The organism is Hominisplanchenecus faecis, from assembly GCF_020687205.1.
In the GTDB taxonomy this organism is placed as follows: Bacteria; Bacillota; Clostridia; order Lachnospirales; family Lachnospiraceae; genus Hominisplanchenecus; species Hominisplanchenecus faecis.
This window is the reverse complement of sequence record NZ_JAJEQE010000071.1, coordinates 1-13,270: the sequence shown is the minus strand read 5'-3', so window position 1 is coordinate 13,270 and position 13,270 is coordinate 1. Positions and strand designations below refer to the sequence as shown.

General features: G+C 40.9%; 18 protein-coding genes and 2 pseudogenes. 2 read left to right on the top strand and 18 right to left on the bottom strand.

What is annotated here, in order from left to right:
* Nucleotides 1-138: 138 nt before the first annotated feature.
* The 8 genes from rfbC to LKD42_RS15150 all read right to left on the bottom strand — a co-directional run bounded on the left by rfbC (nt 139) and on the right by LKD42_RS15150 (nt 8,340).
* The gene (gene rfbC, locus LKD42_RS14120) at nt 139-747 is read right to left on the bottom strand and encodes a dTDP-4-dehydrorhamnose 3,5-epimerase (protein ID WP_147633033.1); all 609 of its coding nucleotides are present in this window, start codon (nt 745-747) and stop codon (nt 139-141) included.
* A 102-nt stretch (nt 748-849) separates the two neighbouring features.
* On the bottom strand, nt 850-1,764 hold the full coding sequence (gene rfbD / locus LKD42_RS14115) for a dTDP-4-dehydrorhamnose reductase (RefSeq protein WP_248836068.1): 915 nt from the start codon (nt 1,762-1,764) through the stop codon (nt 850-852).
* A 138-nt stretch (nt 1,765-1,902) separates the two neighbouring features.
* Nucleotides 1,903-2,412 carry a Uma2 family endonuclease gene (locus LKD42_RS14110; RefSeq protein ID WP_248836067.1) on the bottom strand — a complete coding sequence of 170 codons (510 nt, stop codon included), beginning with the start codon at nt 2,410-2,412 and terminating at the stop codon, nt 1,903-1,905.
* 96 nt (nt 2,413-2,508) lie between these two features.
* Entirely contained in the window at nt 2,509-4,377 is a 1,869-nt protein-coding gene (glmS, locus tag LKD42_RS14105) for a glutamine--fructose-6-phosphate transaminase (isomerizing) (RefSeq protein WP_248836066.1), read from the bottom strand.
* Between the two features lie 129 nt (nt 4,378-4,506).
* Nucleotides 4,507-4,716, bottom strand: coding sequence for a DUF234 domain-containing protein (locus LKD42_RS14100; RefSeq protein ID WP_248836065.1), 210 nt, complete (start codon nt 4,714-4,716; stop codon nt 4,507-4,509).
* 113 nt (nt 4,717-4,829) lie between these two features.
* Nucleotides 4,830-7,433, bottom strand: coding sequence for a KGGVGR-motif variant AAA ATPase (locus tag LKD42_RS14095; RefSeq protein WP_248836064.1), 2,604 nt, complete (start codon nt 7,431-7,433; stop codon nt 4,830-4,832).
* A 3-nt stretch (nt 7,434-7,436) separates the two neighbouring features.
* Nucleotides 7,437-7,862 carry a hypothetical protein gene (locus LKD42_RS14090; RefSeq protein WP_173866765.1) on the bottom strand — a complete coding sequence of 142 codons (426 nt, stop codon included), beginning with the start codon at nt 7,860-7,862 and terminating at the stop codon, nt 7,437-7,439.
* Nucleotides 7,863-8,214: 352 nt separating this feature from the next.
* Nucleotides 8,215-8,340, bottom strand: a complete 126-nt coding sequence (locus tag LKD42_RS15150; RefSeq protein ID WP_283095023.1) for a hypothetical protein — start codon at nt 8,338-8,340, stop codon at nt 8,215-8,217.
* Between the two features lie 261 nt (nt 8,341-8,601).
* On the opposite strand from LKD42_RS15150, the gene LKD42_RS15530 reads away from it, so the two are divergent.
* A complete protein-coding gene (locus LKD42_RS15530) occupies nt 8,602-8,943 on the top strand; it encodes a DUF3990 domain-containing protein (RefSeq protein ID WP_408610712.1) in 342 nt (113 codons plus the stop codon).
* A 23-nt stretch (nt 8,944-8,966) separates the two neighbouring features.
* Here the strand turns inward: LKD42_RS15530 and LKD42_RS14085 are convergent, their stop codons facing one another.
* The 10 genes and pseudogenes from LKD42_RS14085 to LKD42_RS14040 all read right to left on the bottom strand — a co-directional run bounded on the left by LKD42_RS14085 (nt 8,967) and on the right by LKD42_RS14040 (nt 12,729).
* The gene (locus LKD42_RS14085) at nt 8,967-9,323 is read right to left on the bottom strand and encodes a transposase (protein ID WP_248836063.1); all 357 of its coding nucleotides are present in this window, start codon (nt 9,321-9,323) and stop codon (nt 8,967-8,969) included.
* A gap of 30 nt (nt 9,324-9,353) precedes the next feature.
* A complete protein-coding gene (locus LKD42_RS14080; RefSeq protein ID WP_248836062.1) occupies nt 9,354-9,599 on the bottom strand; it encodes a hypothetical protein in 246 nt (81 codons plus the stop codon).
* Between the two features lie 5 nt (nt 9,600-9,604).
* On the bottom strand, nt 9,605-10,189 hold the full coding sequence (locus LKD42_RS14075; protein ID WP_331464921.1) for a helix-turn-helix domain-containing protein: 585 nt from the start codon (nt 10,187-10,189) through the stop codon (nt 9,605-9,607).
* On the bottom strand, nt 10,189-10,434 hold the full coding sequence (locus LKD42_RS14070; RefSeq protein WP_248836061.1) for a hypothetical protein: 246 nt from the start codon (nt 10,432-10,434) through the stop codon (nt 10,189-10,191). Before LKD42_RS14070 ends, LKD42_RS14075 begins: the two co-directional genes overlap by 1 nt.
* Before the next feature lie 74 nt (nt 10,435-10,508).
* Nucleotides 10,509-10,691 carry a hypothetical protein gene (locus LKD42_RS14065; RefSeq protein WP_248836060.1) on the bottom strand — a complete coding sequence of 61 codons (183 nt, stop codon included), beginning with the start codon at nt 10,689-10,691 and terminating at the stop codon, nt 10,509-10,511.
* A gap of 172 nt (nt 10,692-10,863) precedes the next feature.
* The gene (locus tag LKD42_RS14060; RefSeq protein WP_248836059.1) at nt 10,864-11,307 is read right to left on the bottom strand and encodes a VanZ family protein; all 444 of its coding nucleotides are present in this window, start codon (nt 11,305-11,307) and stop codon (nt 10,864-10,866) included.
* 4 nt (nt 11,308-11,311) lie between these two features.
* A pseudogene (locus tag LKD42_RS14055) lies at nt 11,312-11,515 on the bottom strand (BCCT family transporter); the annotation flags it as partial.
* Nucleotides 11,516-11,540: 25 nt separating this feature from the next.
* A pseudogene (locus LKD42_RS14050) lies at nt 11,541-11,798 on the bottom strand (sugar transferase); the annotation flags it as partial.
* Between the two features lie 99 nt (nt 11,799-11,897).
* On the bottom strand, nt 11,898-12,242 hold the full coding sequence (locus tag LKD42_RS14045) for a hypothetical protein (RefSeq protein WP_248836058.1): 345 nt from the start codon (nt 12,240-12,242) through the stop codon (nt 11,898-11,900).
* Between the two features lie 10 nt (nt 12,243-12,252).
* Entirely contained in the window at nt 12,253-12,729 is a 477-nt protein-coding gene (locus LKD42_RS14040; RefSeq protein WP_248836057.1) for a hypothetical protein, read from the bottom strand.
* 68 nt (nt 12,730-12,797) lie between these two features.
* On the opposite strand from LKD42_RS14040, the gene LKD42_RS14035 reads away from it, so the two are divergent.
* Entirely contained in the window at nt 12,798-13,178 is a 381-nt protein-coding gene (locus LKD42_RS14035) for an IS5 family transposase (protein WP_248836056.1), read from the top strand.
* Nucleotides 13,179-13,270: the final 92 nt, after the last annotated feature.

Sequence of the window (13,270 nt, the reverse complement as noted above, 5' to 3'; positions counted from 1 at the left end):
GCCTTCGGCTATATCCTTCCCACTACCGGGCGGATTCGGGACTTTAACCCGTTAGAAACGTGCGCCGCTAGGCGCACCAAGCAAAAGAGCCACGGTCTTCCATGGCTCTATTGTATCATAAATCAAAACTTATTTTCATTAAAATTTAAACGTATCTTTCAGTCCCAGCCATTTCTGGTCTTTATCACTCAGGTTCAGCGGTGTACCGTCTGCCAGTGTATAACCTTCTGCCGATGCACTGCCTTTGTACTCGCCCTTCACTTCCGGCCACTCGATGCCGATCTCCGGGTCGTTCCATGCCATGCCGCCCTCATCGTTCGGATGCCAGAAATCGTTCACTTTATAGCAGAATTCTGCCTCATCGCTCAGCACCAGAAATCCATGTGCAAAACCTTCCGGAATGAGGAACTGCTTTTTATTTTCCGCAGATAAAACCACGCCGAACCATTTTCCATAAGTCCTGGAATCGGAACGCAGATCCACGGCAACATCAAATACCGTTCCGCGTACCGCACGGACCAGCTTGCACTGCGGATACTGTTTCTGGAAATGCAGGCCTCTCAATACTCCTTTTGTGGACATGGACTGGTTATCCTGTACGAAATGAATATCAATGCCTGCCTCTTTCATATCTCTTTCGTTGTAGGTTTCCATGAAATAACCACGCTCGTCACCATGAACGGCCGGTTCTACGATACAAAGGCCTTCGATACCGCCTACGTTTTTCTCAACTTTGATCTGTCCCATTTTCTTTATCTCCTTCTGCAACTGTTCAGTATCTTTTTATCTTAGTCGGAGAAGACTCCCACTTCTTATTTTTTGTACTTATCTTTTAAAATGTATCCGAAATCACACTTTGATTTCTTTCAGATAACGGCTCAGTGCGTCCTGCCAGGTCGGAAGCGGTGTAAATCCATTTTCCACCAGCTTGCTCTTATCCAGACGGCTGTTAAACGGTCTTGCCGCTTTGCTTAAGCCATATTCTGCTGTGGTTACCGGCAGAACCTTGGTCGTATAACCTGCCTGACGGTAGATTTCCCTCGTAAAATCATACCAGCTGATGTATCCGCCCTCGTTCGTCGCATGATAATAACCATATTTTTCTGTTTCATTCATATCAATCAGCAGACGTGCCAGATCATAAGTGTAAGTTGGTGTACCGATCTGATCATTGACCACACGAACCGTGTCATGCGTCTTGCCGACATTCAGCATCGTCTTGATAAAATTCTTGCCATTTAAGCCAAAGACCCACGCAATACGGACGATAAAATATTTCTCCAGTGTCTGGCTTACTGCCAGTTCCCCTTCCAGCTTCGTCTGTCCATAGACATTCATCGGCTTATAATCCTTGCAGTCCGGCTTCCATGGCTCTGTGCCCTGACCATCAAATACATAATCTGTGCTGATGTAAGTCATCTTGCAGTCCAGCTTCTTGCAGACATCCGCAATGTTCTGTGTGCCGCCCGCATTGATCGCACGGACCTTTGCAATCTTGTCATCATCTTCCGCCATATCAACCGCAGTCCATGCCGCACAATGGATCACCGCATCCGGTTTTACGCTCTCAATGACACGCTTTACTGCTTCTTTATCTGTGATATCCAGTGAAAGATAAGGTGCTTTTGTCACCTCAGAAGCATCTTCCACACCGCTGTACTGCTCCTGAATATCAGAAGCGACACCCTCATGCCCTCTCTTGATCAGTTCGTTCATTACATCATGTCCAAGCTGTCCGCCGACACCTGTTACAAAAAATTTCATGCTGTTTCCTCCACTAATTATGCTCATGAGCGACTGGCCCACAAGTTACTTCTTTTAAGTATCATAACTCATAGCATTTACTAAGTCAAACCGAAAAGCTGAAATCATTCCCGGACTGCACCGGAGAGTCATGTAAAATCAATATTCTCCAAGATCAAACAATTCCTCAAAGGTTATTTTCAAATTCGGGAACATCACCAGTTGTAACTCCTCTTTATTCTGTGCAGTAACTGTTTTATAAAGATACGGATATCCTGTTCCATCCTCTTCGAAGTCAAAAAGATAGATTTCTACGGACTTTTTTCTCCAATCAACGATCCAGTATTCAGAAACTCCGACTTTGCAGTAAATATTCATTTTTTCGTGCCTGTCATATTCTTCCGTAGCATTGGATAAGACCTCCATCACAAAACGTGGAATACCTGTAAAAGAAATATTCTTTCGATCTCTCAAGTTGCAGATAATGGATACATCCGGAATCATTACTTTATCATCGTTCGCACGCCATTCATACTGCACACCATCACCAAAGACACGACACAGACTGTCTTTAATCTGACTGCCGATTTTGATAACAAAATTGTTGATAACCATAGCGTGTTCCAGATAAGTTTTACTTAAATCCTCAACAGGTAATACATTACTCATGCAGTGCTGCACCTCCTTGATATATAGTATTGTTTACGTTCTCTGAAATCTTTCAGTGCTGCTGCGCCTTCTTTGCAGGTCATACCGCACCTGATATCACTCCACCGTCACGCTCTTCGCCAGATTTCTCGGTTTATCCACATCCAGTCCTTTTGCCACGCTGACATAGTATCCGATCAGCTGCAGCGGAACCACGGCCAGGCTTCCGACAAAATGCTCATCTACTTTTGGTACATAAACGGTAAAGTTCACCTGATCTTCGATTTCGTATTTTCCATAGGTAGTCAGTCCCATCAGGTAAGCTCCGCGGCTCTTACATTCGAGCATATTGCTGATGGTTTTCTCATAGAGTTCGCTCTGTGTAAGGACTCCGATCACCAGGGTGCCCTGTTCGATCAGGCTGATGGTTCCATGCTTCAGTTCTCCCGCCGCATAGGCTTCGGAATGGATATAGGAAATTTCTTTGAGTTTTAAGCTTCCTTCCAGGCAGACTGCATAATCAATGCCGCGGCCCACGAAGAATACATCATGTGCGTTTGCATATTTGGAAGCAAACCACTGGATCCGTTCTTTATCTTCCAGGACTTTCTGCATTTTATCCGGGATGGTAAGCATCTCGGAAATGTAATAGCTGTACTGTTCTTCTGAAATCTTTCCTCTGACTTTTGCGAACTGCACTGCCAAGCAGTACATTGCGGCTAACTGTGCACTGTAGGCTTTCGTTGTCGCAACTGAGATTTCCGGTCCTGCAAGTGTATAGAATACCTTATCGGCTTCGCGTGCAATGCTGCTTCCAACTACATTGACGATCGCCATTGTGGTAATATTCTTTTCTTTTGCCATTCTAAAAGCCGCCAGTGTATCGGCTGTTTCACCGGACTGGCTGACTACGATCACCAGTGCTTTCTGGTTTAATGGCATTTTTCGATAACGGAATTCGGATGCCAGCTCTACCCTCACCGGAATATCCGCCAGATCTTCAAATACATACTGTGCTGCCATACCCACATGCCATGCCGATCCGCAGGCAACAATATAGATCTGATCAAAATTCTGAATCTCTTCGTCCGTGATTTCTACTGTTGAAAGGTCAATTTTATCTTCTTTGATGACCGAATTGAGCGTATCCTGGATTGCTTTTGGCTGCTCATGGATCTCCTTCATCATAAAATGCTCAAAACCGGCTTTCTCCGCTGCTTCGGCATCCCACTTGATCTCGGTTGTTTCTTTTTCAATCTCATCGCCGTCAAGATTATAAAAATGTGCCTCTCCCGGAGTCAGTTTTGCGAACTCCAGATTTCCAATATAATAAACATTTCTGGTATATTTAAGAATTGCCGGAACATCAGAAGCAACATAAGTTTCGCCGTCTGCAATACCAATGATCATCGGACTGTCTTTTCGTGCCACCCAGATCTCCCCCGGATAATCCTTAAACATCAGTTCCAGAGCATACGAACCGCGTACACGCACCATCGTTTTCGCGATCGCATCGATCGGACCCAGATTATATTTCTTATAATAGTAGTCCACCAGCTTGATCACAACTTCTGTATCTGTCTGACTGTAAAAAGTATAGCCATGTTTTAATAACTTTTCCTTCAGTTCCGTATAATTCTCAATAATGCCATTATGCACACCAACAACCTCGGATTCTACCATACCTGAGCCAGAACCGCTGCAGTTTCCCGACACATGCGGATGTGCATTTGTCTGACTCGGTTCCCCATGCGTTGCCCAGCGAGTATGACCGATACCGCAAGTACCTTTTAAGGTATGACCATCGTCCGTTTTCTCCGCCAGATTGCTCAAGCGTCCCTTTGCCTTCACAACCTGTGCCAGATTCTCTCCGTCTCGAACAGCCAATCCCGCCGAATCATATCCCCGGTACTCCAGTTTTGACAAACCATCCAATAAAATCGGTGCTGCCTGATGTTCTCCTGTAAAACCAACAATTCCACACATAATGTATTCCTCCACTTTTTCTGAATAAAATGATTTGAAATTTGCTCTTATCAAAAATCAAACACTTCAGACAATCCTTATGTTTCTCTTTTCCATAATAACTCAAAAAAATTTTTCAAAAATCTCCCTCTATCTGTAGAGATCCTCCAGCGTTACCAGCCGGACTTCACCGTGCTCCTGTGCCTGAAGAAGTCCATCCGTAAAATCTCCTTTTGAAAAGATATTTTTCTTCTTCCGGTCTGTCCCCCACCACTGACCGATTTCACTCAGCTCAACGAGAAGATTATCTGAATAATAGAGCAGATAATCCTGACACATCTTCTCAAAAATCAACCCCATGTAATCCGGAAGATACTATTTCACCGCATGCGGATAGCCAATAAATCTAAAGTCTATCTATCATACCACTATTTCTTTGATTTGTGGAGTCTTTCTTTTAACCTTCCATGTTTTTAATGTTTAAGAAGCAAAGACAATACTCTCGGTCTTGCACCTTTTTCATATCGAAATCCCAGTGCATGACGTATAATTTCCGGTAAATAAAGTTTTTCTCCATCACGTTTCAAATATCCGGATTGTGTCATGGACTTTTCTTCTACCGATGTAAATATATTATTTTCCAGATTCATTGGAAGTGTTTTTTCGTCTGTCGGCAAATCTTCCAGCTTTTCAAAAATAGGCTTTAAATTTTCATATTCCGCCTTAATATCACTGATTTTGGCATTTGAACACTTTGGTACTGCATAACGTATCTCTGCAGGCATTAATATCCGATCATCATACGGCGGTTTTTTCATATTCTGCCCTGCTGCATATTTCAAAAACCGGATAATGTCACGTGCCTGAAGTTGTCCATTAAAATCGGAAAGAGCTGCCAGTATCCAACGTGATGAATACGCTTCATTTGAATCCTTCTTTCCTAATTTCAATCCCCAGAGTTCTTCCAGATATTTATCGATTATTTCCTGTGACGCATTTTCAATCGGAATACTTTCCCGATAAAAATCACTGTTTGCATGGCTTACCAGCCAAACTGCCAACTTTAAAGCTTCTGCCGAAGACCATTTCAGTTCTGCATAGGCAAATGACTGCCTGAATTGCTCATAATTAACTGTAATTGCATTCTGTGCCATATCGCTTCGTATAAAAATAATAAGACCAATATTTTCATATCTCGCACTGATCGTATTCAAAACTCCCTGGCATAAAACTTCTATCGCTTTTTGCTGATTTTTATTTGAAGATACTGCTTTTAATATCTCTTCCAGTCCATCAATCAAAAAGATAACTGTCTTTTCCTCTTCTTTTAATTTTTCATTCAGTTGAGCAAATGAGGTAAACTCTTTATTAACGGAATTTACAAACAATTGTTCCCAAAAACTCATCCAGTCAATTTCTTCATTCGCTTTAAGATCCAGTTTGTGAGAATTGTCACTGTAGATACCCCGAGAAACATCTGCAAACGATAATGTCTCATTAAAATAATCAATACATTGTTCCAGAACCGTTTGAAGCTGTGAAATATTCTGCGGTGCTAAAACCGGAATAAAACAGCCATTTTCCTTACTGATTTTTTTATGAGTAATTTCAGAAAAAAAAGAATTCCAGTTTTTCTTTTCTATCAACTGACGATACAAGAATGTTTTTCCAGATCCCTTTGCTCCCTGAACAACCGTTACCGGAATCTGGTGATTGAAACGAGCACAAAGATTTTTAATCGGTTCTGTTAATAATAGTTCTTCCGCTCCATTGGCTTCAGCCGTGATCTGATTATTCGCAAAGTCACAAATTTGTTTTGTAATGATCTGATGCTGTTTTTCTGTATACATTCCTCTTTCTGGTTCTTCTGATATACAATAAGGCTTTACTAATTCTTTGACAGCATCATACATATCCCTGTCTTTTAAAACATTTAAAATCTGCTTCCATTCTGTTAAATGTATTAATTCACTGGCAAACGGAAGCTCCACGATCATATTATCAAGAAGTTCCTCTTTTACCTCTGTAGTCTCAAAACATCCGAGTAAATTTTCCTTGATTTCCTGTTTCTCTCTTCTTGAAAAAGTTTCCGGAATCATGCCCAGAAAAACAGTAGGCAGAAGCGTATCTTCCTTTATCTTCAGACCTTTTGCAATAAAACTTAATACCTGCTTTGTTCCCATTACAGACTGAAGAGAAGTAGAAGTTACACAATATTTTTTCACTCGCGGATCAAGCAACAATGGTGCTGAATATTCGCTGATCCCCGCACGAAGATCCACCAGAACTGCTGTTGCCCCTAAACTACTTGCCAGTTTTGAAAGTACTTCTGCCAAAATATATTCTTTATTTCGACTGGCAGTGATTGTTTGCGGACTTGCATACAGATCAAACAATTGCTCTTCATAACGATATGTCGGAAGAAAGAAATGTTCTACTCTCTGTTGGCTGGTTTCGATTGGCAAGGTAATCGTCCCCATTAAATTTCCTGCCGTTGATACAATTTCCTCTACATTGCTGTTATCCTGAATCAAAGTTAATAAATCCAAATAACTAAAAGCACTATCATTTAGATCACCTTGGATTAAGGTAAGTCCCGGTGCCTCCAGATCAGAATCAATAATTAAAAGTTTGCTGTTTTCCGGATTCTTCTGAAGATTGGTCCATGCCCGTGCAAATGCAATAAGCGACAGTGTTCGTCCAACTCCACCCTTATAAGAATGAAATGCAAAAACCGGACAGCTAAGATCCGCCAACTGCTCCGTCGGATATATGGAATCTTCATAAATCGCCTTTTTAAACAATGGCAACGTTCTTACAGTAACCGGACTGTACTCGTACTCATATAAAATCATCAAATCTTCTCCCTGACCATCCAATTTTATACTTAAATTATCAGGTGCAATATTTTTCGGAAAAAGTTTCTTTAATACAGCATTCTGCAGCGTACCCTGTTCTGATTTTGGGTATACAACCATTTCATTCGGATAAACTTCTATATCGTATAATTCATCTTTCCACTCATCATGATGCATTAAAATATATCGTTCAATATCTTTCCATGTATAGAACCTCATAATTTACACCACCTCTTTCAGCCATTCTTTAATCTCAGCCAGCGTATGATCAAATTCCTGCAAATATGTAATATTCTGCTCTGCAGGAGCAATCAAATACCTGCACAACTGATGATAATCCGCTGTTCCTACCGTATTTCCATACTCCGTAGGAAAACTCTTAAATCGATAAGTTCCAGCCTGACCAACTCTCTTTAACAGCGTTCTAAAGTCATGTGACCCCAAAATTTTCGCTGTCTCATCATCCGCCTGAGAAATCGTATATATATTATCATTCTCCATGATCAAGCATTTCAATCCACATTCAACACAATAACATAATAATAAACGTCTACTGTAAGGACTTCCAATATTCCAATTATCATAGGAATTTGCATGAACTGTAAACGCTTTTTTATAATTTCTTTTATCAGCTCGTAATTTTGCCATAAAATTGTCCTCTTATTTTCACGTTAATCTAATCGCTAACAGGCAGGCTTTTTTCATATACAAAACCTTATAATTTGCCCCATCTGTTTGCTATTTTATTCGTTGGAATTAGCTTCCGTTATTTCATCATCTATTTTGGGTACGTAAAATAGGTATTGGCCTTTATCTTTGCCTTCTTCGTTTCCAGCGTTACCTGCTGCTCACCACGAAGAGGTATGCGATTTATCAGAGCAGCGAGAGCCTCTGTCTCCCGTGACCCCAGAGTCAGGGTTCATCCTATTTGTCCCAGTATATCACAGATCAGAGAACAAGTCTGCTACTTGACGAGATTTTCCCCATCATTTTTAAAGGCTTACAAGACATCTTTCTGCTCTTTCGCTTGTCTGGCTTCGTAATACACCAGTTCTGAAGTATCCACGCCTCTATATCGATCTCTGATCCTCTGCTTACGATCTATCGCTTCTGTTCCACTGCTCATTCTATAGTTCCTCTCATTCCACCGGAGACAGGGATCAGGTTTCAGATACTTGCGATGACTGAGACCGGAAAAAGGATCTTCGGGTTCTCTTTTTTATTTTGTTCAATTTTTTTTAACAGAACCTCGTTGCTATACGCTGAAAAAAGAGCTATACTTAAAATGAAAAATTGTACTCAAAGGAGGTATGCTCTATGAGTGAACACGATATTGACATTGCCGATATGCAGTGCTGAGTTTTTCGGATGACTCAGACCAGATGGAATGCTTCTATACCACGGCAGTTTTACACAAATGCCAGAAATCGACCTTTCCAAGTGTAAACAGGGAAAGGATTTTGGACATGGCTTTTACGTTACATCCTCTTATAAACAAGCACAAAGCTTCGTTCCTCTTTCTGTCAACAAACAAGTCAAAGAGGGATTACTCCCTTCTGACACTTCATCCAGTTATATTTCCGTCTTCAAATTCCACTTAAATTCGGAAATATCCATTCACCTGTTTAATGCAGCCGATAGAAACTGGCTTCATTTTGTTGCGTCGAATCGAAGAAAATCGCTTCTCCCCGAAATCAGGAATCAATACTCTAGTGTAGTGACCTGTTGATATTTAACAATACTATCGCCTCATTAAGAGGCTGTAGTATATGCAGGATATAATGAACTGATCTTTATTCGGGCATCGTTGGTTCTAAAGTGCCAATTGACCTTTGCTGCCAGAATATTCCTCTCTATTTCCCATGCAGATAGTTCGCGGCGTAGTTCTTCTATATCAGAAATACGACGGCTGAGACATTGCCGGGTCATTACATTGAGTTCTATTTCTGCAACATCCAGCCAGCTTCCATGCTTCGGTGTGTAATGTATCTCCAGCTTTTTGATGATACGCCTTGCTTCTTCCGGCGAATATCGTTTATACAGAGAAGAGGGGTTATGGGTATTCAGATTATCCATCACAAGTATGATCTTTTTGGCATCAGGATACATAACATCTACAAGATATTTGATCTCCTCTGCCTATTCAACAGCTGTACGATGTTCCCGGACACTTACATGATGAACACCACCGAGAGGTTCCACAAAAGCAAAAATGCTGACAGTTCCATTGCGGACATATTCCGAGTCGGTTTTCCGGTCGCTTCCGGAAATCATTGGCAAAGGTTCTCTGGACTCCCCTAAAAGCTGATATGGTTTTTCATCCATACACACGACTGGATATTTTTCATCATAGGGGAGTTCGTAAACATCAAGGACATCCTCCATATGAGCTATGAATTCCGGGTCTTCTTTTGCTGGGATGCACCAGTAGTCGTTTTTGTGAGGTCGAAGTTTGTTTTTTTTAAAGCATTGCGGATTGCCTCTCTGCCAACAGGAGTTTCTAAAATGACTTTGGATTCTTTCTCAAGCAGACGGATTATCCAACGGGAATGCCCTTCTGGAACGGGGCCACAGGCAAGTTCGATCAACTGAGCTTCTGCACGGCCGTCAATCTTACGTCTTGCATTGTCTGAATTTATGTTCCTTTTTAATTCAGTAACGGCATCAATGCCGCCATTGATGTATTTTGCCACAGTATTAGTAACAGTTGCCATGCAGACACCATTAGATTTTGCACTTTGTTCATGAGTTAAAACTTTTCCATGTGCTTCATCCAGGTCAATAATGATCTGGCATCTGCTGCGAATTGTTCTTGAAGTATCTTTTTTACGAATAACAGATCTTAATCTTGCAAGTTCTTTATCTGTAAGCTGAATATTATATTTTTGGGGTCTTGCCATAGAAATCACCGCCGTTCTTTTTTTATTATTATACGTCAGAACGGCAGTAAATGGTAAAAATATTTGGCTAAACATCAATAGGTCACTACACTAGCCAGATATCCATCAGTTTGAAAAATATCCAGTGAACGTTCCAACCGCACGCAACAATTGGCAAACAAATCATCAAACACTTTCAAAAATGTAGTCGTCATTGCTGAATCAACTTCATCATATTTAAATGTCTTATTTGCCAAAGCGACTCGAAATTCATTCCATGTATTTTTAATTGTGATTTCGCTTTTCTTAATATCTCCGAAATCAAATAATGGAGCATTCATAATATTTTGATACGACATTTCGCATTATTTCCAATCTTATAATTTGACGTCAGCCAATCATCTTAGAATTCGAATCAATCTCTCTCGCCTTTCTTGATAAGTCTGGCTACCGGAGTAAGGTCTGTAAATGCACTACCGATGATATTTCCACACACAGGGCACTCTATATCTTCATGTTCGCAGTTTCCTTCCCATATGGATTTATCGTCATATTCCGAAATAGAACCACATCTATCACAAGTCACTCGATGAGTCATCGTCAGACCTCCTTTGATTTTTCGTTTTTCTTTTCACCACATCTTCGCCGATCATAATAGATCGTTGCCTGCTACTCACCACGGAGAGGTGTGTGATTAATCAAAAAGATTTTTGGTTTGTCCGAGTAGCATGGGGCTATCCGCTCTCAGTATATCACAATTTCATCCAGTTTTACAGACGCTTTCTGGCCTTTATCGCTACATAGTACAATAAACCGCCGAGCACTCCACCTACCGTGTTGTAAAAGATGTCTGCTAACTGGAACGTTCCCAAGCGAAGCAACAACTGCAACATCTCAATGCTTATCGAGAAGATGAACGCTATCTTACCGCTTTGCCACAGTATCTTCTTCCAGCCGTTTCCTATCTTTTCTTCGAATGTCCACATCACTACGGCAGAAAACGGCACCATCATGATCACATTCTCAATACACTCCGTTGTCAGCTTCTGTTCGCCATTCACTGTCTCCCAGATGCCCCATCCGCCCATAACATCAGATAAAGGATTCATCCATAGGTTCCGGTTTAACAGGGTTCGGAACAGAATAAGTGAGGTCACAAAAATAAGAAAAACAACTTCCGAAAGAACACACTCTCCTTGAATTTCTGATACCATGTCACTATGGCACTCTTCCAGCCTTTTTCTGCTGCGGTAGGCTCATATTGAGTTCTTCCATATATTTTTTAGCATCCTTCATAAAGCTGACTGCAATCATTACGATCACCGTGCCAATCGGGAATGCTGCAACAATACTCACCGACTGAAGACTATTCATAGAACTTTCTGCAAACAGCAATGCAATTGGAAGCAAAATCAACAGAATTCTGTGCTGCCGGCAGGTTCAGCTCTTACACTGCCCCATCTCTTTTCAACACTACCAGTACGGTCTTCAGCAGGATCTTGATATCCAGCCCGATATTCCAGTTGCTGATCTATTCTTTATCCAGCCGTACTACTTCTTCGAAATCTGTGATATCACTGCGACCACTCACCTGCCACATGCCGGTGATGCCCGGTTTGATTGCCAGGCGGACTCTGTGGTGCAGCTCATAGAGATTGGTTTCGGAAATCAGCGGCGGCCTTGTGCCGACGATCGACATGTCGCCTCCTTATGTCAACTCAGGAACAACTTTTTCACATAATAAAAAGAGCCTCTGATTCCTCAAAGACTCTTGTCTATTAATATCCTTATATAGTTCTATTGCTTACTGAAAATCTGAACATTTTCTCAATAAGTTAGTATCAACAAAATATGGATTGTTGCCATCATCTACTTTTTCAATTAAAATACCATGTTTGGTTCTTTCTAATACTTTAAACTGATCTCCTTTTTTCATTACTAAATCATCAGAAACCATTTCCGTAGAAACAGTATATTGCTTTTCCATGATATTCTTTTTTTCTCGTTTATCTTTGTATGCATCAAAAATTTTTGTTCCAGCAGCACCTATTGTTATTCCACAACCGCCAATAATTGACATAAATTGAACCGGACCACCAACTTTCTTAGCAGTTTTAGTCATCCATTGATATAATCCCAAATTACTCATATACCCTCCTTCAATAAGCCCCTTTTATAATATCCTCTTCCTTATTTTCGTATATATACTTCATCTCATCTTCTATTTTATAAATGCGTAAGAGACCTTTTGATAATAGCAATTCTATCCCCATTTGCGTTTTTGTTTCAATGACCTTGATTTCATCTGGCAATCCCGGCATACCCAACAATTTTATATTATAATCATATTTCTCATTATTACGCCGTTCTCGAATTTCACTTGAAATAGAAGCCATATTTCTTTTTATAATATCTTCGCATATTTTCAGACGATTATTCCAAAAAGCTTCATTTCTAACTGCCTCTCCAGATGAACCATCTGACATATATCCACCTCCAAGAAGTCCATATACTTTGTCACTTTTAGTCTGTACTAAAGTTGTTGCATGTACTTTTCGTATTTTTTCATATTGTTCATCATCAAATTTTTCATTTAATCTAGAGCGTGTTTGAAAATTAAATATTGCACAAAACATATATTTTAATGTCCTTTTTAATACAAAATAAAGAAAAAGGGGTGTTTATTATGTTAAGGCGATACGAGTTGAACGATGATGAATGGAGCCGCATTGTGAATCTACTTCCCCCGGAAAATACAGGCAAGCGGGGACGTCCACGAAAATCTAATCGCACAATCTTAAATGGAATGGTTTGGATTGCACGCAGCGGTGCACCCTGGCGTGACCTTCCGGAACGTTACGGACCATGGGAAACCGTTTACAGTCGCTTTCGTAAATGGATTGAAGACGGTATATTGGATAATATTTTCCGGATTTTAAGTCTGGATGCAGAATTTGAAGAGCTTTCTATGGATGCATCCATCGTCAAAGCTCATCAGCATAGTGCCGGAGCTAAAAAAGGGGGCCTTCCCCTGAAATCGGCCGGAGCCGAGGCGGACCAAGTACCAAAATCCATGCCATCGTAGAAGCGTATGGGAACCTGATTATTCCGGGGCTCTTTGAGCCACCTGTCCGGACTTTGAGAGCCACCATTCTGGAGAATGAGAGCCATATATTC